Origin of the sequence: Pygmaiobacter massiliensis (genome assembly GCF_900199435.1) — a bacterium.
Classification (GTDB): domain Bacteria; phylum Bacillota; class Clostridia; order Oscillospirales; family Ruminococcaceae; genus Pygmaiobacter; species Pygmaiobacter massiliensis.
This window is the reverse complement of the sequence record NZ_OAML01000003.1, coordinates 817,979-843,343: the sequence shown is the minus strand read 5'-3', so window position 1 is coordinate 843,343 and position 25,365 is coordinate 817,979. Positions and strand designations below refer to the sequence as shown.

23 protein-coding genes are annotated in these 25,365 nt (G+C 50.6%); 10 read left to right on the top strand and 13 right to left on the bottom strand.

Going from position 1 to position 25,365, the window contains the following annotated elements:
- From C1A11_RS08530 to C1A11_RS08510, 5 genes are all read left to right on the top strand, one after another.
- Complete coding sequence (locus C1A11_RS08530; RefSeq protein ID WP_102050054.1) at window positions 1-1,044, top strand: TAXI family TRAP transporter solute-binding subunit; 1,044 nt, start codon at window positions 1-3, stop codon at window positions 1,042-1,044.
- A gap of 86 nt (window positions 1,045-1,130) precedes the next feature.
- A complete protein-coding gene (locus C1A11_RS08525; protein ID WP_102050053.1) occupies window positions 1,131-1,625 on the top strand; it encodes a DUF1850 domain-containing protein in 495 nt (164 codons plus the stop codon).
- On the top strand, window positions 1,618-3,591 hold the full coding sequence (locus C1A11_RS08520) for a TRAP transporter permease (protein WP_242965886.1): 1,974 nt from the start codon (window positions 1,618-1,620) through the stop codon (window positions 3,589-3,591). Before C1A11_RS08525 ends, C1A11_RS08520 begins: the two co-directional genes overlap by 8 nt.
- 221 nt (window positions 3,592-3,812) lie before the next feature.
- The gene (locus C1A11_RS08515; RefSeq protein WP_102050051.1) at window positions 3,813-4,184 is read left to right on the top strand and encodes a DUF134 domain-containing protein; all 372 of its coding nucleotides are present in this window, start codon (window positions 3,813-3,815) and stop codon (window positions 4,182-4,184) included.
- Between the two features lies 1 nt (window position 4,185).
- The gene (locus C1A11_RS08510; protein ID WP_102050050.1) at window positions 4,186-4,584 is read left to right on the top strand and encodes a NifB/NifX family molybdenum-iron cluster-binding protein; all 399 of its coding nucleotides are present in this window, start codon (window positions 4,186-4,188) and stop codon (window positions 4,582-4,584) included.
- A gap of 261 nt (window positions 4,585-4,845) precedes the next feature.
- Here C1A11_RS08510 and C1A11_RS08505 read toward each other — a convergent pair whose 3' ends face one another.
- The 7 genes from C1A11_RS08505 to C1A11_RS08475 all read right to left on the bottom strand — a co-directional run bounded on the left by C1A11_RS08505 (window position 4,846) and on the right by C1A11_RS08475 (window position 12,925).
- Window positions 4,846-5,448 (bottom strand): SOS response-associated peptidase, encoded by a 603-nt coding sequence (locus C1A11_RS08505; protein WP_102050049.1) that lies wholly within the window; start codon window positions 5,446-5,448, stop codon window positions 4,846-4,848.
- 102 nt (window positions 5,449-5,550) lie between these two features.
- Complete coding sequence (locus tag C1A11_RS08500; RefSeq protein WP_102050048.1) at window positions 5,551-6,912, bottom strand: transglutaminase-like domain-containing protein; 1,362 nt, start codon at window positions 6,910-6,912, stop codon at window positions 5,551-5,553.
- Between the two features lie 95 nt (window positions 6,913-7,007).
- A complete protein-coding gene (locus C1A11_RS08495) occupies window positions 7,008-8,192 on the bottom strand; it encodes a DUF819 family protein (protein WP_207653948.1) in 1,185 nt (394 codons plus the stop codon).
- A gap of 137 nt (window positions 8,193-8,329) precedes the next feature.
- Entirely contained in the window at window positions 8,330-9,421 is a 1,092-nt protein-coding gene (locus tag C1A11_RS08490) for a dipeptide epimerase (protein ID WP_102050047.1), read from the bottom strand.
- Between the two features lie 16 nt (window positions 9,422-9,437).
- Window positions 9,438-10,811 (bottom strand): dipeptidase PepV, encoded by a 1,374-nt coding sequence (gene pepV / locus C1A11_RS08485; protein WP_102050046.1) that lies wholly within the window; start codon window positions 10,809-10,811, stop codon window positions 9,438-9,440.
- Between the two features lie 115 nt (window positions 10,812-10,926).
- A complete protein-coding gene (locus C1A11_RS08480) occupies window positions 10,927-11,256 on the bottom strand; it encodes a DUF3870 domain-containing protein (protein WP_102050045.1) in 330 nt (109 codons plus the stop codon).
- A 754-nt stretch (window positions 11,257-12,010) separates the two neighbouring features.
- Window positions 12,011-12,925, bottom strand: a complete 915-nt coding sequence (locus tag C1A11_RS08475) for a DMT family transporter (RefSeq protein WP_102050044.1) — start codon at window positions 12,923-12,925, stop codon at window positions 12,011-12,013.
- Between the two features lie 118 nt (window positions 12,926-13,043).
- Between C1A11_RS08475 and C1A11_RS08470 the strand changes: the two genes are divergently transcribed.
- Entirely contained in the window at window positions 13,044-13,961 is a 918-nt protein-coding gene (locus C1A11_RS08470; protein WP_180950296.1) for an AraC family transcriptional regulator, read from the top strand.
- Window positions 13,962-14,167: 206 nt separating this feature from the next.
- Here C1A11_RS08470 and C1A11_RS08465 read toward each other — a convergent pair whose 3' ends face one another.
- From C1A11_RS08465 to C1A11_RS08450, 4 genes are all read right to left on the bottom strand, one after another.
- A complete protein-coding gene (locus C1A11_RS08465) occupies window positions 14,168-14,905 on the bottom strand; it encodes an amino acid ABC transporter ATP-binding protein (protein WP_102050042.1) in 738 nt (245 codons plus the stop codon).
- Window positions 14,895-15,560 carry an amino acid ABC transporter permease gene (locus tag C1A11_RS08460; RefSeq protein WP_102050041.1) on the bottom strand — a complete coding sequence of 222 codons (666 nt, stop codon included), beginning with the start codon at window positions 15,558-15,560 and terminating at the stop codon, window positions 14,895-14,897. Before C1A11_RS08460 ends, C1A11_RS08465 begins: the two co-directional genes overlap by 11 nt.
- A gap of 98 nt (window positions 15,561-15,658) precedes the next feature.
- The gene (locus tag C1A11_RS08455) at window positions 15,659-16,477 is read right to left on the bottom strand and encodes a transporter substrate-binding domain-containing protein (RefSeq protein ID WP_102051047.1); all 819 of its coding nucleotides are present in this window, start codon (window positions 16,475-16,477) and stop codon (window positions 15,659-15,661) included.
- 187 nt (window positions 16,478-16,664) lie between these two features.
- Complete coding sequence (locus C1A11_RS08450; RefSeq protein WP_242965885.1) at window positions 16,665-17,399, bottom strand: gamma-glutamyl-gamma-aminobutyrate hydrolase family protein; 735 nt, start codon at window positions 17,397-17,399, stop codon at window positions 16,665-16,667.
- A gap of 682 nt (window positions 17,400-18,081) precedes the next feature.
- Here C1A11_RS08450 and C1A11_RS08445 point away from each other — a divergent pair.
- The 3 genes from C1A11_RS08445 to C1A11_RS08435 all read left to right on the top strand — a co-directional run bounded on the left by C1A11_RS08445 (window position 18,082) and on the right by C1A11_RS08435 (window position 21,184).
- Window positions 18,082-19,089 carry a tripartite tricarboxylate transporter substrate binding protein gene (locus C1A11_RS08445; RefSeq protein WP_242965884.1) on the top strand — a complete coding sequence of 336 codons (1,008 nt, stop codon included), beginning with the start codon at window positions 18,082-18,084 and terminating at the stop codon, window positions 19,087-19,089.
- Between the two features lie 70 nt (window positions 19,090-19,159).
- Window positions 19,160-19,669, top strand: coding sequence for a tripartite tricarboxylate transporter TctB family protein (locus C1A11_RS08440; protein WP_102050040.1), 510 nt, complete (start codon window positions 19,160-19,162; stop codon window positions 19,667-19,669).
- Window positions 19,670-19,681: 12 nt separating this feature from the next.
- Window positions 19,682-21,184, top strand: coding sequence for a tripartite tricarboxylate transporter permease (locus C1A11_RS08435; protein WP_102050039.1), 1,503 nt, complete (start codon window positions 19,682-19,684; stop codon window positions 21,182-21,184).
- A 91-nt stretch (window positions 21,185-21,275) separates the two neighbouring features.
- Here C1A11_RS08435 and C1A11_RS08430 read toward each other — a convergent pair whose 3' ends face one another.
- Window positions 21,276-22,220: a LysR family transcriptional regulator gene (locus C1A11_RS08430; RefSeq protein WP_102050038.1), complete on the bottom strand. Its 945-nt coding sequence runs from the start codon at window positions 22,218-22,220 to the stop codon at window positions 21,276-21,278.
- Between the two features lie 40 nt (window positions 22,221-22,260).
- The gene (locus tag C1A11_RS08425; RefSeq protein WP_102050037.1) at window positions 22,261-24,450 is read right to left on the bottom strand and encodes an ATP-binding protein; all 2,190 of its coding nucleotides are present in this window, start codon (window positions 24,448-24,450) and stop codon (window positions 22,261-22,263) included.
- A 208-nt stretch (window positions 24,451-24,658) separates the two neighbouring features.
- On the opposite strand from C1A11_RS08425, the gene C1A11_RS08420 reads away from it, so the two are divergent.
- Entirely contained in the window at window positions 24,659-25,354 is a 696-nt protein-coding gene (locus C1A11_RS08420; RefSeq protein WP_102050036.1) for a response regulator transcription factor, read from the top strand.
- The last annotated feature ends 11 nt before the right edge of the window (window positions 25,355-25,365 follow it).

Sequence of the window (25,365 nt, the reverse complement as noted above, 5' to 3'; positions counted from 1 at the left end):
ATGAAAAAAGCACTCGCATTGCTCATGGCAGCGGCACTGTCTTTGAGCCTGGTCGCCTGCGGCGGTTCTTCCGCTTCTTCGGCTGCTCCTGCCACTTCTTCCGGCACTGCATCTTCCACCGTTTCCGGTGCAGGCACATCTTTGCTTACAGACAAAGAGCGTGCAGACTCCTTTATCACCGTGGCAACCGGCCCGACATCCGGCATCTACTTCCCCATCGGCGGCGCATTTGCCACCGCACTTTCTGATTGGGGCTATACAACCACCGCACAGGCTACCGCTGCTTCTGCTGAGAACATCCAGCTCATCCTCGACGGCGACGCTGAAATTGCTATCGCCATGCAGGATTCTGTGATGCAGGCATACGAAGGCTTCGGCGCTTACGACGGCAAAGAGCCCGCAAAAGATCTGCGCGCTGTAATGCGTCTGTGGCCGAACTACGTCCAGCTGGTCACCACCGCAAATACCGGCATCAAAAGCGTTGAAGACCTGAAAGGCAAACGCGTTGGTGTTGGCGCTGCAAACTCCGGCGTTGAGCTGAATGCTCGCATGATCGTCGAGGCTTACGGCATGAGCTACAGCGACTTCACCCCCGATTACCTCGCTTACGGCGAAGCAATCGATAACATGAAAAACGGCCAGTGCGACGCAGTTTTCGTCACCTCCGGCCTTCCCAACTCCACCGTTACTGAGCTTGCTACCAGCTACGATATGGTCATTGTGCCCATCGACGGTGCAGGCCGTGACACCCTTGTTGAGAAATACCCGTTCTACGCACCCACTGTCATTCCGGCAGACACCTATAACAATAAAGAGGACGTACAGGGCGTTTTCGTTTACAACATCCTCGTTTGCAATGCAGACCTCCCCGACAACCAGGTTTATGACATGCTGACCGGTATCTTTGAGAATATCGACACCATCAAAGCATCTCACAACGCTGCAAACAAAAACATCTCTCTCGATGTTGGCGTTGAAGATCTTGCTATTCCCCTGCACGCTGGTGCAGAAGCCTTCTGGAAAGAAAAAGGCTTTGTTAAATAACGAGGCCCCATCATCCGGCAGAGCGGAACCCGCAGGGGTTCCGCCCTGTTTTGGTTGGGCACAGGAGAACGGGGTGCTGTAGTTCCATGAAAAAATGGCTTTACGCAATTTCGCTCACAGAGGCATGTGCTCTTGTTTTTGTGTTGGGCCTGCTGCTGTTTCCGTTACAGCCCTGCTTACAGGTGGCGTATCAAAAAACCGGAGATACCATTCTCAAAACGCCTGTAACACCGGGCGATGAAATTGCAGTGCGGCTTACTCATTCCTTCGAGCACATCCCCTGGAACGAATACTACCTGGTTACCCCAGACTTACAGTTTAACCTGAGCCGCATTGAAGTAGCCGGCTACGGCGCTGGCATACCGGCAGAGATGGACGTCCCCACCTATGTGGGAGAAGACGGCCTTGTCCACATGGATAATATCAATACGGTATTTGAGCGCTTTAACTGGATTACCTCGAGCACAAATATGAAAGACCTTTCGATTAACGGTGTATCCGTTTTAAATTTTTCCGACCTGCCGCACCACAGTTTTGTGCAGTGCGAAGTCATTTTACAAAGGAGGTTTCGCTTTGGCTGAAGAATTGAAAACCGCTGTTTGCGGTGAAATAAGCGAAGCAAAAGAACAGGCTGTTCTGGAAAAGCACGAGAAATCCGCCCGCGTACGCACCCTCTCGAACCAGACACTCGCAAGAAGCCTGACATTTTTCTGCTTTTTGTTTACCATGTATCATCTCGCCTATGCATCCGGCATTCGCCTTATGCAGATGGTCAACCTGAAGCATCATGCCATCCATGTAGGCTTGATTCTGATTTTAAGCTTTGTTCTTTACCCCATGTATGAAAAAGCATCCCGCAAAAAAGTTGCGTGGTACGATTGGATTCTCGTCGGCATTTCGGTAGCAGAACCGCTTTATGTGTTCTACCGTTACGATGCATTTATCTCTACCGGCTTTAAAATTTCGACCATGGACCTTGTTATGGGCACTCTTTTGGTGCTGCTGGTGCTCGAGGCTACCCGCCGCATTAGCGGCCTGGCATTGCCGATTTTGAGTGTCATCTTCTTAGTCTACGGTATGTATGGCCGTTATATCCCCGGCCTGTTCAAACACCGCGGATACTCCTGGTCCAAAATCATCACTTACCTTACCACCGACGTTTACGGCATCTATGGTTCTTCCATCAAGGTTGCCGCCACTTATATCGTTCTTTTCATCATCTTTGGCGAAATCATGAATAAGTGCGGCATGGGCCAACTGTTTAATGATATGGCTTCTTCGATTGCCGGCGGCACCAAAGGCGGCCCCGCAAAAGTTGGCGTTATCGCTTCCGGCTTGCTCGGAATGATCAACGGCTCGGCAGTTGCCTGCGTTGTTACCACCGGTGCTTTCACCATTCCTCTGATGAAGAAGAACCGTTACAGCGATGAATTTGCCGGTGCAGTTGTCGCCACCTCTTCGGTCGGCGGCCAGCTGATGCCACCCATTATGGGTGCAGCGGCTTTTGTTATGGCAGAAACACTGGGTGTAAAATATTCTGTCATTGTAAAAGCGGCAATCATCCCGGCTATCGTTTATTATGCTGGCATTCTGTTCCAGGTTCAGCTGCGCGCTACCAAAGACAAAATGCTTGGCCTGCCCCGCGACCAGCTGCCCCAGATTGGCCAGGTTATGAAAGAGCGCGGCCATCTGCTTATCCCTATCATCTTCCTTGTTGGTATGATGTTTGCTTCTGGCTGGACCGTTTTGAAAATCGCTTTCTGGACCATTTTGCTGACCATTGCCGTTGCACAACTTCGGCCAATTAGTCGCATGAGCCTGAAAGATATTTATGATGCGTTTGCAAAAGCAGCACGCTCCACCGTTTCTGTTGCGATCAGCTGCGCGTGCGTTGGCATCATTGTTGGTGTTGTCAGCCTCACCGGCTTTGCGCTGAATATTGCTTCTGCAATCATCAGCATCGGCAACAGCAGCCTTTTCCTCACCTTGCTCTTCACGATGATTACCTGCATGGTGCTTGGTATGGGTCTGCCCAGCATTCCTTCTTACCTCATCACCGCTACCATTGCTGCACCTGCACTGATTCAGCTTGGTATCCCTGATCTGGCTGCGCACATGTTCTGCTTCTACTTTGCAATGTTTGCAAACCTCACCCCGCCTGTTGCGCTTGCTTCTTTTGCAGCAGCCGGCATCTCTGGCGGCAACCCCATGAAAACTGGCTGGGTCAGCGTAAAGCTGGCGATTGCTGGCTTCATCGTGCCCTACATGTTCGTTTACAACCAGGGCCTTCTGCTTACCGATGTTGGCCTGCTTGGCGCACTGTGGGTAGGTGTAACTGCTTTTGTTGGCGTGTTTATGATTGGCGTTGCAACAGAAGGCTTCCTTTACACTAAAGTAAATTTTGTAGTGCGTGTCATTGCTGGCATCAATGCTTTGATGCTCATCAGCGCAGACACCACCAGCAGCATTATCGGTCTTGCACTTTGCGCAGCAATCATTGTATTCCAGCGCGTTTGTGCCAGAAAAGAAACTCCGCTGGCAGCTTAATTTATCACTCCGGATACGCTAACTCACTTTATCTACGTTTTTCTTCTTGATTTTCAGGCGTATCACAACAGTCACCGGGCAAAGCGAAACACGTGCTTTGCCCGGTGACTTTTTGTTTTTATCCGCCAGCAAAGATAATTCCGTATTAGTTATTGACATATGCCATTTAAGTGCTATACTCATACTTATAAATGACATATGCCAGAAATGAGGTGACAACTATGCCCCGGCCCTGTAAGCAACGCCGTATTTGTGCCATGCCGCGCTGTGCACGCTTCGGCCCTACCCATTCGCCAACGTCCGAATTGCCTAGCATCACCATGTCTTTGGATGAATTTGAAACAATTCGATTGATTGATTTAGAAGGAATGAACCAGGAGCAATGCGCTGCACAGATGAATGTGGCGCGCACAACTGCGCAGGCTATCTATACCAGTGCGCGTACCAAATTGGCAGAATGCCTTGTGCGCGGCAAAGAGCTGCAAATCGCAGGCGGAGAATATATTCTGTGCGATGGCAGCACGAGCAATTGCAATTGCAGCCACGGTTGCCGGCATCGCTGCCGCCAGGCTGACAACAAGGAGGAAAACTAATATGAGAATTGCAGTAACCTATGAGAACGGACAGATTTTTCAACATTTTGGCCACACCGAGCGTTTTAAAGTGTATGATGTGCAAAACGGTGCGGTAGCTACCGCTACCGTAGTAAATACCAATGGCAGTGGGCACGGTGCATTGGCAGACGTACTGAAAAAGCTCGGTGTCGATACATTGATTTGCGGCGGCATTGGCGGCGGTGCACAAAAAGCATTGCAGCAGGCTGGCATCCGCTTTTTCGGTGGTGCTTCCGGCGATGCAGATGAAGCCGTGCAGGCATTGCTGGCTGACCGCCTCGTATTTGACCCGGCTGCAAAATGTGACCACCATGGCGAACACCACCACGAGGGTGCCTGCGGCGAGCATGGATGCGGCGAGCATCACTGCCACGAATAAGCACTGTGACCTTTATGCTTTTGCTGGCTTCGGCGCTTCTCCATAGCGGGTACCAAATCCACCTTTGGTATTCGCCGCTGTAACTTAGTTACATCGGCTGCTGTTGTAAGCCAGCCAGAATCTAACCAAAATCAATATTCTTTCACAAAATAAAACCGCCTCCCCAGCTGGGTTGGCGGTTTTTATTTTTGCTATTATCCAGATAAAAGTCAGTGTTATTGCTGTTGTGCCTTTTAAACGCTGCACATAGCCGCTGCTGCGCTAAGCCAAGTCGTCCAAAGCCAGCTGACCATCGGTGCGGCTTTTCACCAGCATCGGCGGCTCTGCCGCCAAAATCTCCAATACTTTTTCCGGCTCAGTCAGCCAAGGGCCAACCTGTTCGGGCAGCAGTACCAGTGGCATACGGTCGTGGATTTCTTTCATCGAATCGTTAGGCGCGGTGGTCAGTATCACAAAGCTGTTGACTCCGCTTACATTATCATAAATGCCCGCCAGGTAAAGCACCGGCTCGTGCGGCAGGTGAAAATAATATTTATGCTTCGCGCCGTCCCATTCATAAAACCCCGCAGTGGGTATTACACAGCGACGATCGAACAAGCTGCGCCGAAACATCGGCCGCTGAGACACAGTTTCCGCGCGCGCATTGATTACAAGGCCACTGCGCAGGCCGGGCAGACCCCAGCTTTGCAGCTCTGGGGTCACGTTGCCGTTTTCACTTACCAGCACCGGCGCTGTAACAGAAGGGTACATCTCCTCCGGCATGGTAAAGCTGGCAGCCTTAGTGCCATACTTTTGCCGAACTTGCTCTGCGATTGCCTGTAGCTCTTTGCTGCCAGCCGCAGAAAAAAGATATCTTCCACACATAATAACCCTCCTGCCTTTTTCTTATTTTATCCAGGCTTTGCTGCCAAAATACCTTCCCAATTGTTTCATGGGGCGGCAAGCATTTTTTCTTGCGAACATTTATCACAGCAATTCCAGCGATAGAATCTCTTTCTTGCACTCAAATTCTTCGCCGCGCAGGCCACGCTCGGCAAACTCAATTTCGCCCAGCTGGTTGTCGTATGGGTCTACCCTCCAGTGGTCTTTCGGTACTGCGAAGTCTGCCTGAAACTCGGTATTTGCAGCCATGCGGTAATACTCAAGATTGCCAAAATAAAAGCGGCGAAGCGGCTCGTTGCCGGCGCGTACGGCCCCTGTGCCAAACGAGGTGTCGGCATAAAGCCACCCGTAGGGCGCTGCATAAAATTGCGCCCAGTCGTGCGCTCCGCTAGAGTCCGGTTCTACATACCAGCCACTCTCCCAGCGGGCAGGCACCCCTGCACAGCGGCAAAGCGTAATGAAAAGCAGCGCCATAACACCGCAGTCGCCACGCAGGTTGCGCGCGCAGCCTTCCGCAATATTCTCTATTCCAAAATAGGCGGGCTGAAATGCGTAGGTCACGTTTTTGGTGATGTAATCGTAGATTTTTCTCGCTTTTTCCAGCGGCTGTTCTACCCCGTCGGTCAGCTCGGCAGTGAGCGCGCGCAGGTACGGCGTAAACATAATGTGAGGAGCTACCTCTTCGGTATCAAAATCCGGGCGTTCGCTGGTAGTTGCGGGGTTCTCTAAATCATGGTATTTTGCAGTGCGGGTATAAGAAAACTCAACGGTGAACGGCGTATTCTCTTGCATTGTCTGCTCCCAGTAAATTACACGCTGGGGCGAATTTTCCGGCGTAATGCAGCTTGGCTTGGGGTTGGCATACTCGATGCAAATATCATTTTGGCTATCACAGGCCACCGGTAGCGGAAGGCAGGCGCGCACCTTTTCGCCCCTTACAAAAGCTTCTTCTTTGATGTGCAGCTCTGCACGGCAACGCACCCGTGCAGAAACTTCGCCCTTCTCTTTTACAAGTTTTACAGCTACTTCGCGCGGGCTTACAGTTCCCTCGTCCCACGGCTCTCCGGCACGCGCTGCAAAAACGTGGTCGGTTTTACAAAGAGACGCGAAAAAGCGGCTAAAAAAGTGCTGCTGCCCCTGGACATAAATCCAGTCTATGCGCCCCTCTTCGACCAAAGAGTCAAATTCGGTTTCGGTAAAATCTGCAATTTTGCTTTGTATTTGTGCAATTGCCGCGGCGCGAGAGTAAGGGTAATCTTGCGGGAGCCGAAGCAATATCTCACGCTGAACCGTTAAGCTGCGGCAAAGCGCTTCCGGCAGCTTGCCTTCTGCCAGCTTTTTATCTATGAGCCGTACTGCTCCATCAAAATCTCCGCATTCTTTTTTGCGGCGGATGTCGTCTGGCAAGCCCATGCAGAGAAAACGAAAATTATCGTTGATGTTCATTTTATGCTCCTTTAACTTTTCTTGTAAAAATAAATATCCCTTCTTCCATCATAGAAGAAGGGATACCAAAAATCAATGCTGTTTGTAAAACCGGGTTAAATGAGCGCCTGCATAATGTAGCCTGCCGCAAGGCCGCAGAAGTTACCGATGGCTGCGCCGAAGACGCCCATTAGTACGCCGATGCCGGCATACGAAGGATCGTATGCCGAAGCCACAATCGGGGCAGAAGCGCTGCCGCCAATGTTAGCAAGCGAAGCGGTCGAAACCATGCACAAGTCCCAATGGAACGCTTTGGCAAGCAGAAACATTGCAAGTGTGTGGATGACGAGCACGAACAAACCGGCGACGATCCACATCGGAGCAGAAATAAGGTCTACAAGGGTTGCGGTGGAAGCAAGCAACGAAACAACCGCATACAGGTAAACGTTCGAAAGTTCTTCCACAGCAGGCAGCTTGCCCAGCGGAGTCAGTGCACATACCAGGCCCAGCACCGTCACAAATACGGTAGTCAGCGTGCCTTTATCAAATACGCTTACGCCGACAGAAGAAAGTGCCGAGTTGAGGGTTGCGCCAACCCACTGCGAGAGTGCGGAGACAATGAGCGAAAGGCCGATGAGGAAAATCCAGTCTGCGCTGGTTGCTTTTTTCTTGTCCTTTGCAACCTCAGCATTTGCAGCATCTGCAACCGCCTGCAGTTTGGTGGTATCTGCTTTTACTGCTTTGTCCCACTTGCCCGAGAAGCGCACAGCAATCAGCAGCAGTGCAATCCACAAAGAGTAGTACACAGTATCTACTGCAAGCGCGCAGCCGTATGCACCCGGGTCAACTGGGAAGGCCGCCTGCATCGCTGCCATATTGGCGCTGCCGCCAATCCAAGATGCGCAGAGTGCCGCCATTGCGCCCCAGATGGTTTCGCCGCCGCCAAGTGTGCCTTTAAAGATAACAAAGGCCACAATAAACCCAATTAGAATAGAGGCAGCGCCGCCGAGGAAGATAGCCAACATGCGCCCGCCCAGTTTTGCCAGCTTGCGGAAATCGCACCGCAGCAGCATAACAAAGATCATTGCATACAGCAGGTTGTTTTTCAGCGCAGAGTAAACTGCAGAACAGGCCTCTGATTGATACATGCCCATGGTGCAAAAAATCATATTCAACACATAGATCCACACCAGTGGCGGAACGTACTCGAACCCTTTCCACCTGGTGTACTTTTCCGCAGCCAGCAACGCGCCAGCCAAAAACATTAGGAATGCTATGTAGGTAAAGCCGTTGGTAATCATAATTCTCGCTCCTTTTTTATATTTTTTAAGGTTGCGGTGTCCCCTCTCTTTTGTCATGTAGCCCCTTGCCCACACCCAGCAAAAAGCCTGACCTTCTACTCCCCCTTCCTTTTTATTTCTTTTCAGAGCTTTTCAGCTCAGTCTAAATAACGCAGGCCGGTAATACCGGTAATGCCAAGGCCGGGTGCATCCGAAACGGTAATTTCCCGCTCGTTGAACACAGCGCCGCCAATGATGGGGTCTTCGCTGCAAAGCACTGGGCCGTCAAGGTCAATTTTGGTGATAATCTGTTTTGCGCAGGCGAGATGTACAGCGGCGTTGACGCTGACTTTCGCCTCCAGCATACAGCCAATCATGCACTCCACGCCGTAAACTTCGGCGGCAGAAGCAATTTTCAACGCATTATAAATGCCGCCGCATTTCATCAGCTTGATGTTGATAAGGTCTGCCGCACCCATCTGCATAATTGTCATCGCATCCTCGGGCGAAAACACACTTTCGTCTGCAAGCACCGGCACGTAAGAGCGCTCAGTAACGTATTTCAGTCCCTCAAAATCATGCGCTTTCACCGGCTGTTCTACAAACTCGATATCAAGCCCTTTGTCCTGCATCTGGTTTAGCAGCCGGACAGCCTGTTTCGGTGTCCAGCCCTGGTTGGCGTCAATACGAATGCAGGGCTTGCTGCCAATGGCATTCCGGATTGCAACCAAGCGGGCCACGTCCAGCTCCGGGTTTGCACCGACTTTGATTTTCAGTGTTTCATATCCGCGCGCAATGGCATCTACTGCATCTCGTGCCATCTCCTCCGGGTCATTGACGCTGATGGTGATATCGGTGATGATTTTGTTGCGACTGCCGCCGAGCATCTTGTAAACAGGAATTTTGTAAAGCTGGCCATAAAGGTCCCAAAGTGCCATATCAGCAGCTGCTTTTGCGCTGGTATTTTTCAGCACACAGCTGTTTAACGCTTTCATTACATCTTCAAAATCGTCCACATCGCGGCCTACCAGCGTTTTGATGATATGGTCTTTCAGCGCACCCAAAATTGCACCGGTGGTGTCACCGGTAACCGCACCGGTAGGAGGTGCTTCGCCATAGCCCACCGCGCCGGTGTCGGTATGAATCTCGACAATGACGTCCTCGACACTGGATACGGTGCGCAGTGCTGTTTTAAATGGTACACGCAGCGGCACCGAAATTTTCCCGAGCCTTACTTCAGTAATTTTCATTGTAAACCCTCTTTTCTCATTTTGCCAATTCGTACATCGCAGCTGCGATAATTTTTGCGTTTTCGATAAGTCGTGTTACCTCGATGAATTCATCGGGTTTGTGCTCGCGTACCTCGTCCCCCGGGAAGATGGGGCCAAACGCCACAGTGTTGGGCATCATCTTGGCATAGGTGCCGCCGCCGATGGCTTTGGGCGTAGCCTCAAGCCCGGTGCACTCGTGGTAAACGCGGGTTAGCTTTTGAATCAGCTCACTCTCTGGCGGCAGGTACAAGCTTTTTTTATGCGAAAACCAGGTCTTTTCAAACCCAGCTTCCGCAAACTGCTGTTCCAGCGCAGGGCCGCAATCTTCAAAGCTTTTGGTAACAGGATAACGATAGTTCACCTTCACCTCAAACCCATTTTCACCGCCTTCCACAGTGCCAAGGTTCAAGGTCAGCGGCCCCGATATTTCGTCCTTCTGGGCAATTCCCAGCGATGCACCGTCATACTCGGTGCCAATGCGCGCGGCCATGAAATTCACTTTTGCGGCAAGCTCCGGTGCAAGCGGCAGGGCTTGCAGTTCCTGCATCAAAAGCCCAATGGCGTTGATTCCCTCTTGCGGGGTACCGCCGTGTGCGCCCTTGCCCAGCGCCTTAATTTCTATACCTGTTGCGGTACGACTGCGGCAGATTTCTGCTGTTTGCGGCCGCTGTAAAATTTGCTCGGCCAGCTTGGGCGGACACTGCAGCCAGACAATTGCTTCTGCCGGCACAATATTGTGTGCTGTGCCACCTTTTATGTAGGTTAAAACCAAATCGCCCGGCTGGGCGTACCGGCAGCGAAAAGCAGCATTTACAAGTCCTTTTTCACCGTTGATGACCGGGTATTCTCCGTCTGGCGTAAAACCAAATACCGGTGTTTGCTGCCCTTTCTGCGCATAGTACTTCATATCGGCGCTGCCGTTTTCTTCATTCAGTCCAAAAATCAGCCGAATCCGCTTTGTCGGTTTTGCGCCGCTTTCTTTCAGTGCTTTCAGGGCATATAGCGCAGCAACTGTGGGGCCCTTGTCGTCCATCGTGCCGCGGCCGTAAATTTTGCCGTCCTGCACCCTGCCTTCATAGGGGGGCATCTGCCAGCCATCCCCTTCCGGCACAACATCTAAATGCCCCAGCACGGCAACCATTTCTTCGCCTTCGCCCCACTCGCACCACCCCAAATGGTTATCCAGGTTGTAGGTGGCAAATCCCATCTCGGCCGCGAGGCTCAACATATAGTTTAAACAATCCTGCACTCCGCGCCCAAAAGGAAAGCCGGAGCCATCCTCTTCATATACGCTGCGAATTTGTACACAGCCGCGCAGACTCTCTATCAAATCAGGTGCAGATTCCTCAATCCATTGCTTGTAATTCACCGTTTTATCCTCCAAAAAAGCAAAAAACCAACAAAGGCCAGAAATAGGTTCCGGTCTTTGCTGGTTTTCGTTTTGTACTGTGATATATTGTGTATATCCCCCAAAAAGAAGCAGCTTATAAAGTATTCAATTTTAGTTTCGCAAACTGGTACTTTTTATAGGCATCCTTCATCGAAGCGAGCACCGCTTTTTGCGAAGAGCCATAGTATCGCCTGGTCAATTCTCTTTCCAGCTCATTATAATCGGTTTCGAGGGAATGGCCCATAAATATCTTGCGCAGAAAACGCTCGGTAATCTCCAGCGAATGGGTGCAGCCCAGATCAACTACCTTCCCAGTCTGCGCCTCCAGCTCAAACGCAATATAAAAAGAGCCATACATCTTGGTAATTGCATTATCCAGGTTAGTGCGCGACTCCCCTACAATGTATAAGGTTTCTGGTTCCATGTCGTGCCCTCCCTGCCAATGTTTGTTTCAACACTTTAATTATAGAAATTAATTCCACTTTTTGTCAATACTTTGTTACTCTTTTTGTGAATATTGGTGAGATTTTTATTTTTTATAAAAGCATTTTACCGATTCACCTCAACAAAGCATAGTGAAGTATGCGGCCTCTCCCCCTTATTAACATTCTGTCGGCCGATTCTGTTTTTGCTAGGTCTAGGCCTCCTTTCTTGGTTTGCCGCACTGCCGGGTAAAAATAAAAAAACCAGCCAAGGCAAAGCATGGGGCTTTGTCCTTGCTGGTTTTCATTTTTGAAACATAAGAGTGACCTTATGATTGTAGCAATGAAGCAGCGGTGATTCAATTGTGTCTTTATTTGGCTTCATTATAGGCAGACGGCAAAGCCCTGTCAATAGAAAAGCCCTAACTTTGTAGTACCCTACAATTTCAGCCCTTGCTTTTTTACACAATCACCTCGCAGAAAAGGTTTCACTAACCCATAAATCAAAAAATTGCACTCTGCTTTAAAAAGATAGTGATAGTGTCTTTTTAAATGAAAATTACTTTTTCAAAAGCCACACAGCGCCCCAAATTCAGCAGAGGGAAAGTCCGCTGGGTTTGGGGCGCCGGGGTAAAATGGAGTGAACTTATTTAATGTAATACAAGGCGAACCGTCGTGATCACTATCACATGGAAATCCTCGCTTTTGCAGCCGTGCGTAGCTGCATTATTAAAGCTAAATTAAAATGCGCTATGCTCATTCCGCTGCTGGGGTTTTTTTGCGCTCTTTTTTCAGCGTAAGCAAAAATACGGTAGATAAGATGCAGGCAAATCCAATCAAGTCTGCAAAGGTAAATACCGAGCCCAAAAGAAAAGCGGAAAGTGCCGTTGCCGTCACCGGTTCAATACAGGCAAAAAGTGTTGCTTTTACGGGGCCAATATCTCGAATGCACTGCAAAAACAAAGAAAATGCGCCCACAGTGCCCAGTAAAACGATACCGCAAACCAGCAGTGCCGCGGTCATGTCAAATCCGGCAGGCCAGCCCCATGCGCCTGTAAAAGCCAAGAGTGCAAGGCCACCCATCAGCATGCCATAGCCGGATACCGTGACACTGCTCCAGCGATCTACCAATCCGTCGGAAAGCAAAGAGTAACTGGAAGCACCAACGGCCGAAACGATACCCCAAAAAAGCCCGCGGGCAGAAAGCGACATATTGCGCGGGTCGCCCTGTGTCGCAATCAAAAAAACGCCCACAAGTGCAAGCCCTACCGAAAAGATTTGCACCGGCGGCGGCATCTTGCGGTTTTTGCAACTTACAAACACCGCCACCATGACGATGCTGATATTTTGCAGCACTGTGGCGGTGCCCGAGTTGGAATGCTGGATGGCTGTAAGGTAAGAAAACTGGCACAGCAGCAAACCGCCAATCGCAAACAGCACAAGGTGCGCCAGCTCTTTTGGCTGCTTAAGCACTGCAAATGCCGCTTTTTTTTGCTGCACCAGCGCAACTGCCAAAAGAATGGCACCTGCGGAAAGCATACGCACTACGGTAAGCCAGATGGAATCCACCGTGTAGTGCTGAAATAAAAATTGGCTGCACACCCCTGAAACGCCCCAAAAAACAGCGCCGAGTATGCCGCATAAAGTTCCTCGTTTTGCTCTGGCATCCATTTGTAGTTACCCCTTATTGCTTTTTCTTGTTAATTTTAGTATATTGAGAAAAAGCAGCAAAGTATATCATAATAGTCCCAAAAATTTATCAGAATATTGCGTATTTAAGGAGTATCGGATGAAAAACAACACCTGCCCGGTGCCGCTGCACCTTCTGAGCAACCAGCAAGAGTTGGTGCCCCAGCCAGTAAAAGGCCTGGGATTCAGTGCCTACTTAATGGAATTCAGGCAAGGCGCTTATGATTCGGTCAACTGGCATTGGCATATTGAAACGCAGTTTTGCATGGTTTTGTCCGGCAGTGTAGAATTTCAGCTGGAAAAACATCGCTTTTTTGTCCACGAAGGTGGTGGGCTTTGGATCAACTCTGGGATTGTGCACCGCTCGTTTCCGTTAGACTGTGACGAGGCGGTTTTCCTTTGCATTGATCTGCCGCTGCACACCCTTTGCTCGGCTGATGACGAACTGCTTTGGTCACGTTATTTCGCCCCAGTTTTAGAAAACGGCGGTATTTCCGGCTTTGAGCTACGCCCTGAAGCACCTGCACAACAAGACATTTTGCACAGGCTTTTACACCTGTGGCAGCTTTGCCAAAGCCAGCCCTGCGGGTTTGAGCTGCGCTGCCGCGCAGAACTTTTGGAGATTTGGGCTGTACTGGTTGCGCTGTTGCCTTTGCCGGATGCTGGGCAAAGCGACGCTTCCCTTCGACTAAAGCTAATTTTAGGTTTTATAGAGCAGCACTACGCGCAGCCGCTGACTCTTGCCGAGCTTGCAAAAAAGGCCGGGCTCAGCCGCAGCGAGTGCAGTCGCTATTTTCGCAAAGCCACTGGGCAAACGCTGTTTCAATATTTGATTCAATACCGTATTGAGCAGAGTGCCCGATTGCTGCGCGAAACCGAACACAGCATTGCGCAAATTGCCGCGGAAGTCGGGTTCGGTAGCCAGAGCCATTATACGGATTCTTTCCGCCGTGAAAAAGGCTGCACGCCGCTGCAATATCGCTTGGCAGCACGCAAAGAGCAATGTTTGGAAAAGTAGAAAAGCCTATTAGATATGTGTTTGTTTACAGATGCCTCTACCTGCACAAAAAGTAATCCGCCTCAACAAACCTCTACAATGTTGAGTCAGATCAGATAAATCCCATATTATCTGATAAACGCATCATAAAAAAGCGCCGGTACTTTGCAGTGCTGGCGCTTTTTGTTATTATATAAGGTAAGAGGGTTTATTTTAGTATACCACACTTACAGTACTTTACTTAAAAAGTCGACAGTGCGTGGCTCATGGGGATGATCAATCACTTCTTTTGCGGCGCCCTGCTCTATAATATACCCGCCTTCCATAAAAATCACTCGGTCTGCCACTTCGCGCGCAAAGCCGATTTCATGAGTTACTACCACCATCGTCATGCCCGCGCGTGCCAGATTTTTCATAACAGCCAGCACTTCACCCACCATTTCGGGATCGAGCGCGCTGGTTGGCTCATCAAAAAGCATAATGTCGGGCTGCATACAAAGCGCACGGGCAATTGCCACACGCTGTTTTTGTCCACCGGAAAGTTGTGCTGGGCGCACTGTCGCTTTATCTGCAAGGCCTACCCGCTGCAACAACTGCAAGGCGGTTTGCTCTGCCTGATGCCGATTTGCTTTTTTCAGCTGCACCGGAGCAAGAGTCATATTCTCTAATACCGTGAGATGATGAAAGAGATTGAAGTGCTGAAAAACCATCCCTACACTTTCACGTACCTGATTCATATCTGTGTGCTTTGCGGTGATGTCGGTGTCGTCTACCAGTATGGTGCCATCGGTAACGGTTTCCAGCTGGTTGAGGCAGCGAAGAAAAGTCGATTTACCGCTGCCAGATGGGCCCAACAGCACTACCACTTCCCCTTCGGTGATATCCAGCGTAATATTCTTCAGCACTTCCAGCTTTTCAAAGCTCTTTTTCAGACCTTGCACCGAAATTTTCACATTACTGTGCATACCTTACCCTTCTTTCTATGTAGCCTGACAGCTTACTAAGCAATATAATTACTACCATATACATCAGCCCGGCTACCATCCATCCTTGGGTATTCATCGTATTGGCCACAATGGTTTTTGTGGCATTGGTCAGCTCGGGAAACCCGATCGCGGATAAAATCGACGTATCTTTTAAAGTGATGATAAACTGGTTGATGATACTGGGTATCATGGTACGCACCGCTTGCGGCAACACTACTTTGCGCATGCTTGTAATGTAAGGAAGCCCCAGACTTCGTGCAGCCTCCATCTGACCGCCGTCTACGCTTTGAATACCGGCGCGGATAATTTCAGCCATATATGCGCCGCAGTTCAGTGCAAGCGCAATGGTTCCGGCCTGCAAACTCGTAAGGCGAAAGCTGCGATAGCCCAGCCCCTGTACAAATGCCGGAAAGGTAAAATAAACAAAAAATGCGAGTACGATAAGCGGCCATCCGCGAATCGCGTCCACATACACCATACCAATAAAATTACATACTTTATTCGGCACTACTTTCAACATGCCGAAAACAAGCCCAAGGATAGATGCGAAAAATAGCGATAACAGCGCAAGCAGCAATGTCTGCCCCATAGCCGTCATCAACATACCGCCATAGACTTGAACAATCTTTACCATGGCAGAGGTCCTCCTTTCTTGGTGGTATCAGCGAAAAGCAAAAGGCGCACAGGACACCCAGAGGGTTTTGCCGTGCGCCTTTTGACTTCACTCAGTCGCTAGCCTAAATATTTTTCAAGAATTTTGTCATAGGTGCCATTTGCTTTAATGTTAGCAAGGCCGGCGTTAAACATATCCAATAGCACCTGATTGTCTTTGTTCATAATGGCAAAGCCATAAGGTGCACCCTCGTTTTCAAATCCATCCGGAATTTTCAAAGCAAGGCCATGCTGCTTGATGTTAGCTGCCATAACCGGTGTATCGTCAAAGCATGCCACCGAGTTGCCCGCGATGACATCCTGATACATGGTCGGGGAATCCTCAAATTTGGTTACGGTAAATCCGTACTTATCCTTCATACTCTCGGCATAATCGCAGCCGATGGTGCCGTTTTTCACAGCTACATTTTTGCCGCTCAAATCTTCCCATTTTGCAATGTTAGAATCCGCTGCCACTGCAATGGTCTGGGTGGCATTGTAATAGCCTTCAGAAAACACCCAGCCGGAATCAATGCGTTCCTGCTTAATAGATGCACCCGCAATAATGGCATCGGCCTGCCCGGACTGCACTGCGGCAACGGCGCCATCCCAGCCAATCGACTGTAAATCATATGCAAAGCCCTGGTCTTTTGCAACCGCTTCCAGAATATCCACGTCGATACCAACGAACTTCCCGCTTTCGTCGGTATACTCAAACGGCATAAATGCGGTATCGGTTGTAATAATCCACACTTTGTCACTTTTTGCTGCGGCAGAAGAAGCGGTTCCCGTTCCGCTTTCTGCCTTGCTTGCTGCAGAACTGCTTGTTGCTGTGCTGCCGCATCCGGCGAGGCTGGCTGCCATCAGTAGCGCAGCTGCCCATGCAAGATATTTTTTCATACTCATTCTCTCCCTTTCCTCTATAAAAGCTCTGTTTCCCCTGTACTAAAAAGCGGCACCAAAGGATGGCTTTTTATAATCCATCGCCTTTGATGCCGCACAGAGGGTAAAAAAACATCAAACGCGAGCACGAAATATGCCATCGCCTTTGATGTTGGATTTATTATAATGTCCACTTTTTGCTTTGTCAATACCTGCTGCAATATTTTTTTTGACGGTTCTCAGCGCACGCATTTACAAAAGCCTGCGCCAGTTTTACGCTATCGGGATCTTTGCGAAAAGCAAACTCCGGGTGCCATTGCACCCCTGCTACAAAGCGCTTTTCCGGCAGATATGCGGCTTCTATCAATCCGTCCGCCGCGTGCGCCATCTCACGCAGGGCGGGTGCCAGTTTACTGATTCCCTGGTGATGGTAGCTGTTTACGCCCAGCTCTTTTTTCTGCAAAATTTCGCTCAGCAGCGTATCTGCCACAACCGTCACCTTATGTACCGCCCGGTCGTAAGGCGGTGCCATATGGTGCTCTACGGTGCTTCGTCGCTCGGTGGGCAAATCCTGATAAAGCGTGCCGCCCAGTGCAGCGTTCAAAAATTGAAGTCCCCTGCAAACGCCCAGTACCGGGCAATTCATTGCCAATGCGCGACGCAGCAATTCCGCTTCCATTGCGTCGCGCGAGGGGCAAACAGCCCCACATGTTTCTTGCATTTCCGCACCATAAAATGACGGAGCTACGTCTTGCCCTCCGGTAAGGAGCAGGCCGTCGCAAAGGGCAAAGCAGGCTTCTAACACTTCGGTGTTTGCCGTCAGCGGTAAAATCATCGGGGCCGCTCCGCACTGCTCTAAGATTTCTAAGTAACCGGGCAGCATCCAAAAGCTCTGCTTTTCTTCGTCATAAAGCGGGGTCAAGCCTATCGTAGGTCTCACACCGACATCCCTCCCAAATAAAAAAATAAAGGCACCTGTTCTTTTACCGAACAGACGCCTTTGTCTTGCCCAACATTATACTGCCGCGCCAAAGAAAATGCAACCACGATTTAAAACTTTTGCCGAGACCGGACATCAAAAAACCCGCCGCAAATTTGAGCGGCGGGGCTTTTGAGGAGGTCCCGTTTTCGCTGTGGCAGCAACGTAAGCGAGAGGGAGTATCTAGACTGTTATACTTATTATACCATACATTGTTTACACCCAAATAAAAATGTCTTAAAAAGATTTAAGATGTTTCTGAAAAAGCTTCCCATTTCTTAACGTCCTTTTGCGGAATGATGAAAAACTTCTCTGGCAGATTGACCAAATATTTTTGCTGTTTTATATTGTATCCGAAGCATCGTCGGTGCAAAACTTCGTCTGTAGCCGTCAGTTATCGCGGCAGCCAAAGGCGGCTTCGCGCAGGTAAAAGGTGCAAAAATGCCAGCACCAGCCACGCTGTTGGTCTTTAAAGAGCGCAGACAATCGCTATGCCTTACTTGCATTTGGTAAGTGCAGTTTATGCATTTGCAATTCTTTTTTCGGGGCGGCTATACTTGTGGCAAAGAGATGTTCTTAGCGAAAACTAAACATCTTGCCTTCCCGGCTAATTACCACAACAATATTAAAAGGAGAGAAAATCATGAAAAAGTTTTTGGCACTGGCGCTTTCGCTGACCATGGCACTTTCTTTGGCGGCTTGCGGCAGCAGCGCTTCCTCTGCGGCACCGGCAGCATCCGGTTCCGGCGCAGCAGAAGCCCCCGCATGGAAATTTGAACGCAACATCGAAATTGTTTGCCCGTGGGGCGCTGGCGGCGGCGCGGATACCACACTTCGCACCTTTGCGGCGGCACTTGAAAAAGAGATCGGTGTTAAGGTCGTCATCAACAATAAAACCGGCGCAGGCGGCACCACCGGTGTAGAGTACGCCATGCAACAACCGGCAGACGGCTACACCTGGCTGCTTTGCACCCAGAGCCCGCTGCTTGCGCAGCTGACCGGCGCTGCCACCACCGATGTAAAAGGCGGCATTACTCCGGTAGTTCGTTTGGTACACGACACCAACGTTATCGTAACCGGCAAAAACTCGCCCTATAACACTTTTGCAGAACTGCAGGAGTACATCAAAGCCAATCCCGGCAAAGTAAAAGCGGGTTGCATGTCCATCACCGGCCTTGACGGCGTTTGCGTACAGCAGGCGTTCAACGGCGATGTAGAAGCCGTTGCTTACACCGAAGGCGCACAGCTTAACAGTGACGTTATGGCTGGCCATATCTCTCTTGCAGTTGTTGGCCCCGCTGAAATTCAGGCACTTGTGGAATCCGGCGACGTAAAGCCAATCCTGATTTGCAGCGAAAACCGTATGACGATGAATGCTTTTAAAGACTGCGAATCTGCGGGCGACCTCGGCATCGATTGCTACTATGGCCCGTACCGTGGCATCTTCTGCGCAAACGGCACCCCGGCAGAAGCCATTGCAGCCTTTGAAGCCGCTGCTGAAAAAGCAGTCGCCAGCTCTGATTTCCAGAACTGGGCCGCTTCTCAGGGTCTCGACCAGCGTCCCGGCTGGCAGAACACTGCGGACTTTACCGCTACCTGGGCTGCTGACACCGCCGACCTCGAAAAACTGGTTGCAGAAATCAGCAAATAATCTGTAATTGCAGCAAAGAGGGGGCTTCCGTTGGAAGCCCCCGTGCTGTAAAGGAAAGTGAGTAAGAACCATGACGATTGAACTTATTTTCAATCTGGCAATGCTGATTTTCTTCGGCTATTGCTATTTTTACATTGGGGTTGCACTGCCCAAATCCGGCGCAAACGAGCTGGGCGCAGAACAGTGGCCGCAAATTATTTTGGCTTTGCTCTGCATCCTGTTGGTCGTTAATCTCTACAAAATCATCCGCGACCTCAAAGAGGTTCCGCAAGAGAAAAAGCTTACCGCACAATCGCTGAAAGCCTTTTTTACCAGCAAGCTGTTTATCGGCATTATCCTGGTTATGGTGCTTTCCGTTTTGCTTGGGTATCTTGGGTTTATCCCCACCTGTCTTTTGTTTCTCATGAGCTACTCTCGCCTGTTGGGCGAAAAGCGGATTGGGCGCAGCTTTATTCTCAGCCTGCTTATCACAGCACTCTTGTTCGTACTTTTCTATCTCGGGCTCAGCATCATGCTGCCGCGCGGCGTTGGTATCTTCCGCGAATTTGCGTTGATGCTGGAAACCGCGCTGACGTTTTAAGGAGGGGCTGATATGTTACAAACCTTGACAATGGGCTTTGGCATCGTCTTTCAGCCCGCAACTTTTTTGTTTATCCTTTGCGGCACCTGCCTTGGTGTTATCTTTGGCGCAATGCCGGGTGTTTCGGCATCTATGGCAGTTGCGCTGGCACTGCCGTTTGCTTATTCCATGAAACCGATTGTCGCTATCGCTTTTCTGGTTGCAGTGTACTGCGCAGCCATCACAGGCGGCGGCATCACAGCAATTCTGTTTAAAATCCCGGGCACCCCGTCCAACGCGCCGACAACCTTTGACGGTTACCCCATGGCACAGCGCGGTGAAGCCGGCAAGGCCCTCGGCGTATCGCTGATTGGCTCTGCTTTCGGCGGCCTGGTCGCTGCTTTCGCAATGGCACTCATCAGCCCGCAGCTTTCGGCTGTGGCACTGAAGTTCGGCCCATCTGAACTGTTTGCAGTGTCTTTCCTCGGTCTTTCCGTTTTAACCTGCCTTGACGGCGGCAATCTTGTAAAAACACTTATATCCGGCCTAATTGGCCTTTGGCTTTCTACCATTGGCATGGATCCGATGCTCGGGCTTGCCCGCTTCACCTGGGGGAATAACACCTTGCTTGGCGGCGTGGAGATGATTCCCGTCATGATTGGTATGTTTGCAGTGACAGAAGTGCTCAAACAAACAACAAATCCGCGCAAGATGGACGACACCGACAAAAGCGGCGGAGTCAAAACCGAGTTTCCGAAATTGAAAGAATTTCTTTCCATCAAATGGGTTATGATTCGCTCTTCGATTCTCGGCACTATCGTTGGTATTCTGCCGGGCGCAGGCGCAACCATCGCCTCTTTCCTCTCGTATACTACCGAGAAAAAGCTCAGCAAACATGCCGATGATTTCGGCACCGGCTGTATTGATGGTATCGCCGCCTCGGAATGCGCAAACAATGCTGCGACCGGCGGTTCGATGGTTCCCCTGCTCAGCCTTGGCATTCCCGGCGGCAACGCGGCTGCGATTATGATGAGTGCTCTTGTTATGATGGGCGTGCAGGTCGGTCCCCTCCTGGTGCGCAGCCAGCCAGAATACCTCGCCAGTGTTTTCTCCTCGATGCTGCTGACGAATGTTCTCATGGTTATCATCTCAATTTTCGTTGCACGCATTTTTGCCAAAATTCTCTCGGTTCCGTATAGCGTCCTCGGCCCCATCATCATCATGCTGGCCGTAATCGGCTCTTATGCGCTGAACAACAACACCGGCGATGTTGTTTTGATGGTCATCGCAGGCGTATTGGGCTACCTGTTCACTAAAATGAAGTTCTCTGCTGCGGCACTGGTGCTTGGTTTGGTGCTCGGCCAGATGTGCGAATCCAACCTGCGGCGCGCTGTCACAATCGCAAACGGCAACATTTTAGAAGTTTTCTCAAAACCCATTACCGCTGTAATTATGGTTGCCTGCGTGCTGATGCTCGTTGGCCCGGCGGTTGCTCCGCTCATTAAGAAAAGCCGCAAACAAGATACGAAAGTCTGACCGGACGAAAGCGTCTGAGCAGCTTCTGTTGCACAACAACAAGCAAGGCTGCCGTAAAGGCAGCCTTGCTTTCTTTTCTCCAAAACAAACTTTAAAGCAAAATAGGTTTTGTTTGGTAAAGGTACGGCAGCGTAGCACCGCACACTTTTGCAAATTCCCCCACCGCTGCCGAGCGAGCAAGGCGCTCTGCCCAGCACACCGCTACCGTTACGTTTGTATTCTGGCCGGGGATTCGGCAAATCTTGAGGGCATTTTTCTCTTGCCGGTACATTCGCAGCGAGCTGCGGGTACAAAGGGTTACGCCAAGGCCTGCTTGCGCAAAAGCCAGCGCGGTATGTGGGCTGCGCGTATTGTATTTCACCCGCGGGGTAATCTCTGCTTGTGCAAAAATTTCATCTATGCGCTGGCGCGAACGCTGCCCCGAAGCCATCAGCACAAAATTACGACGCGCTACCATGCTAAGCGGTAAAAATGGTTCCAACCCGTCACTGGCAGGGCGAGCCTCGTTGGCAGCTGGGTCCGTTTCGGGCAATACCAGCAGGTATTCATCCGCCGCAACCGGCTGTGCAACAACGCCCTCCAGCGCAAGCGGCAGGTGCAGCAACGCCACATCCGCCTCACCGGCAAGCAGCCGCTGCTCTACCGTCAACGAATCGGCTTCCTCGAAGAGCACTTCAATACCGGGGAACATTGTGCCAAACGTACGCAGCAGTGTGGGTAAAAGGTAGGTGCCAAGATAACCTGTTACGCCTACCGTAAGTCGCCCCGCTGCCAGATTGTTGATGCGCGAAATATCGGCCTGCAATTCTCGCTCCAGCTGTAAAATCTGCTGTGCGCTTGCGGTATAGCGGCGGCCAGCATCGGTCAAAATCAAGCCTTGTGCTGAGCGTACAAACAGGGCGCAGCCAAGCTCGCTTTCAATTTTCTGCACACTGCGGCTTAGGGTCGACTGCGACATTTGCAACTTTTGGGCTGCCGTCTGAAAGCTCTTTTCCCGTGCCGCTGTTAAAACATAGGTCAGTTCTCTGGTTGTCATGTTCCCTCTTCTTTCGGCTTTAGCGCCTTGCCGGCAGTGCTTACACTTGCAGCAGCTGCAGCAAGCGGCGGCTTACTTCTTCACACAAAATGGGTTTTAGCAGATAGTCATCTATAATCTCGCGGTGTTTGAGTTCAACAATATCTCGCTCAATGAGCCCTGTTAAAACAATAATGCGGATACCCGGCTGAATGCCTCGCGCAATCACTGCAAGGTTTGTGCCAAGCATGTCCGGCATCGAGTAATCGGTGACAAGCGCCGCGCAAAAATGGCCACGCAGATACTCCGCAGCTTTGGCCGGGTGATCAAACGAAGTGACTGAATACCCCTTCTCGGTCAGCCCACGCTCCAGCATTCTCAAGATACGCGGGTCGTTGTCGACTACCACAATCGGTGCCCGGTCTAAATCGGGTATTTCCTCTGCCGTAGGCTGCAAGGTTACATTTTCGTTGCTGACCGGCAGATAAACGGCAAACGTAGTGCCTACGCCCTGCGTGCTTTCTACCGTAATGCCTCCGCCGTGGCTTTCTACAATGCTTTGCGCCAGCGAAAGCCCCAACCCGGTGCCCTGCCCTGCTTTTTTGGTAGTGAAAAACGGTTCAAAAATTCGCTCCAGCAGCCGCGGCTCAATGCCGCAACCATTGTCGCTGAACTGCATTACCGCATATCTGCTGTACCCCTCACGCGGGGGTACCATATTGGGCAAACGTGCCGCGTCCATCAGCTCGCCCACAATCGCAAGGTGACCGTCCTCTTTTGTGCCAATCGCCCCAATGGCGTTGGCACAAAGGTTCAGCACCACCTGAGTCAGCTGCGTTTCGTTGCCCAGCACCCCGGCATGGTCAAATGCACATCTGACCTCCAGAGTTACATTCTGCGGCAAAATGGAACGCGTAATCTTTTCCACACGCTGGCTCAGTTTGCCAAGGTCAATCTGCGTAAAGGTATGCCCCACACTTTTGCGGGATAACATCGTAATTTGCTGGATGATTTCTTTCGCCTTTTCGGCGCTTGTGTAAATTTCCTGTGCATCTTCGCGCAGCATGCTGTCCTCCGGCAGCGTTTGCAACATCATGCCGGAATACCCCATAATTGGGGTCAGCAGGTTATTAAACTCGTGCGCAATGCCTCCCGTTAAGGTGCCTATGGTTTGCAGCCGCTGGCTGTGCTGTATCTGCTCTTCGCGGGCATGCAGTTCTTCCAGACTGCTGTTCACCTCACGCAGGGTACGGTTTTCTTCTGCCACACGGCGGCGGCTGTTTTGTAAGTAGAGCAGAATCATCAACAACCCGCTTGCCCCGGCAAAAACCATGACCACATCGCCAAGCATATGCCTCATTGAGGAGTGCAGTGGCTGCAACATGGCGGCATAATCGGTCACCGTACAAACAATCATAAAATCGTCCCGCAGCGGTGCAGGTGTGTAGGCACATAGTTTTCGCACCGGCTTTGCATTGCTTGGGCGCATCCAATCGTAGGACCAATAAACATCTACCCCGGTTTCGCCGTGCTTCTGGCGCTCCGCAACAGCGGCAAGCTCTGTAAAATCCCGGTCAGCGTAGCGAATGCGGCGGCCTTCCACCACGTCAATGCCAACTTCGCGCGAGGACGGATGCATCAAAATCAGCCCATTCGAGGCCATAATCATTACATAGCCGCTGGTACCCATGCGAATATCCGAACCAATGCGCTGGTACATATCGCTGATGTTAAGCAGGCAAACCAGCCAATGTTCCTGATAAACCGGCAGGGCAATGCCGATGCAATAAGAACCGGCGTCATCTTTAAAATAAAGCATCTGGGTGCTGGTATGTTCGATGGTACGCTTGGCATATTGTGCCGCCTGCGCTGTGCCCAGCACATACCGCCCGTTGTTATTTAGCAGGCAAAGCCCGGTTACCGTGCTGGGCCGCACTTCGGTATACTCCTCAAGGCAGTCTTTCAATGCGGAACCATCGCCCGTTTGGGTGAACTGCCAATAGCCTTTAACAAACTCCTCGCTGGAACGCAACACCGTCATGTCGGAAAGATAACCATTTATGTAAATGGAAATGCTGCTTGCGACCGATTTTGAAACCGCAAGCATCTGCTCTTCCTGCTGTGAGATAATCGTCTGCTGAAACTCAAAAAAAGTAGAAAGGATACGCAGAATCCCTACCAGCATAATCAGTATGACCAATGCACTTGCCAGCACCGCACGGCTGGTCAGCAGCTTCATCTTCTTTTTCATACAACGCTCCTTAGCAGCTTGTCTATACTTCTATTGTAACGTGAAACTTTTTTGGTGCAACCGACAAATTCTTAAAATCTTTTAAGAATCATGCTCCGGGGCGTTGCCTTCCTTGCTTTTTTCTTCTCATTCGATATACTTAAAGTAATCAGACGCTAAGAATCTGCTAATTCTGGTGTCGTTTTGAGAGGTAAGGGAGGGCTGCCGGATGGCGGACGAGAAAATTCTTGTAGTGGATGATGACGCAGCGGTACGTAAGATTCTGTTTCGTGTGCTCACGTCAAACGGGATGGACTGCACGCTTGCTTCCAGCGGAGAAGAGGCGCTTGTTTTTGCGCGCAAACAGCAGTACGACCTGATGATTATGGACGTGATGATGGGCGAAATTGATGGGTTTGAAGTTGTGCAGGCAGTGCGCGGTGCCGGCTGCGATACCCCTATCATCATCCTTTCAGCGAAAAGCGAAGATTACAACACAATTTACGGGCTGGACATCGGTGCAGACGACTATATCGTAAAGCCGTTTAACCCGGTATTGCTTGGTGCCAAGGTAAAAGCGCTGATTCGGCGTGACCGCAAAAGCACCGGCGGCAGCCTGATTGCAAGCGGACCGTTTTCTTATAACTGCGACACAATGAAACTGTTTAAAAACGGCACCGAAATTCCGCTTTCTTCTAAAGAAAGTATTATGATGCGGCTGTTTATGGAAAACGCTGGACGGCTTTTTTCAAAAGAGCAGCTTTACTCTCAAATCTGGGGAGATTCCATTGTGGATGAAAACGCCATTATGGTGTACATAAGCCACTTGCGCAATAAAATTGAGGACGATCCCAAGCGTCCTTCTTATATTCGTACCGTCTGGGGGGCGGGCTACCGCTTTGCTCCGGGCGAAGGCCACAGCTAATACCGGCACCT

Coding starts and splice junctions, on each gene's coding strand:
- C1A11_RS08530 (WP_102050054.1), top strand. CDS start 1: ATGAAAAAAGCACTCGCATTGCTCATGGCAGCGGCACTGTCTTTGAGC.
- C1A11_RS08525 (WP_102050053.1), top strand. CDS start 1,131: ATGAAAAAATGGCTTTACGCAATTTCGCTCACAGAGGCATGTGCTCTT.
- C1A11_RS08515 (WP_102050051.1), top strand. CDS start 3,813: ATGCCCCGGCCCTGTAAGCAACGCCGTATTTGTGCCATGCCGCGCTGT.
- C1A11_RS08510 (WP_102050050.1), top strand. CDS start 4,186: ATGAGAATTGCAGTAACCTATGAGAACGGACAGATTTTTCAACATTTT.
- C1A11_RS08505 (WP_102050049.1), bottom strand. CDS start 5,448: ATGTGTGGAAGATATCTTTTTTCTGCGGCTGGCAGCAAAGAGCTACAG.
- C1A11_RS08500 (WP_102050048.1), bottom strand. CDS start 6,912: ATGAACATCAACGATAATTTTCGTTTTCTCTGCATGGGCTTGCCAGAC.
- C1A11_RS08495 (WP_207653948.1), bottom strand. CDS start 8,192: ATGATTACCAACGGCTTTACCTACATAGCATTCCTAATGTTTTTGGCT.
- C1A11_RS08490 (WP_102050047.1), bottom strand. CDS start 9,421: ATGAAAATTACTGAAGTAAGGCTCGGGAAAATTTCGGTGCCGCTGCGT.
- C1A11_RS08480 (WP_102050045.1), bottom strand. CDS start 11,256: ATGGAACCAGAAACCTTATACATTGTAGGGGAGTCGCGCACTAACCTG.
- C1A11_RS08475 (WP_102050044.1), bottom strand. CDS start 12,925: ATGGATGCCAGAGCAAAACGAGGAACTTTATGCGGCATACTCGGCGCT.
- C1A11_RS08470 (WP_180950296.1), top strand. CDS start 13,044: ATGAAAAACAACACCTGCCCGGTGCCGCTGCACCTTCTGAGCAACCAG.
- C1A11_RS08465 (WP_102050042.1), bottom strand. CDS start 14,905: ATGCACAGTAATGTGAAAATTTCGGTGCAAGGTCTGAAAAAGAGCTTT.
- C1A11_RS08460 (WP_102050041.1), bottom strand. CDS start 15,560: ATGGTAAAGATTGTTCAAGTCTATGGCGGTATGTTGATGACGGCTATG.
- C1A11_RS08455 (WP_102051047.1), bottom strand. CDS start 16,477: ATGAAAAAATATCTTGCATGGGCAGCTGCGCTACTGATGGCAGCCAGC.
- C1A11_RS08445 (WP_242965884.1), top strand. CDS start 18,082: ATGAAAAAGTTTTTGGCACTGGCGCTTTCGCTGACCATGGCACTTTCT.
- C1A11_RS08440 (WP_102050040.1), top strand. CDS start 19,160: ATGACGATTGAACTTATTTTCAATCTGGCAATGCTGATTTTCTTCGGC.
- C1A11_RS08435 (WP_102050039.1), top strand. CDS start 19,682: ATGTTACAAACCTTGACAATGGGCTTTGGCATCGTCTTTCAGCCCGCA.
- C1A11_RS08430 (WP_102050038.1), bottom strand. CDS start 22,220: ATGACAACCAGAGAACTGACCTATGTTTTAACAGCGGCACGGGAAAAG.
- C1A11_RS08425 (WP_102050037.1), bottom strand. CDS start 24,450: ATGAAAAAGAAGATGAAGCTGCTGACCAGCCGTGCGGTGCTGGCAAGT.
- C1A11_RS08420 (WP_102050036.1), top strand. CDS start 24,659: ATGGCGGACGAGAAAATTCTTGTAGTGGATGATGACGCAGCGGTACGT.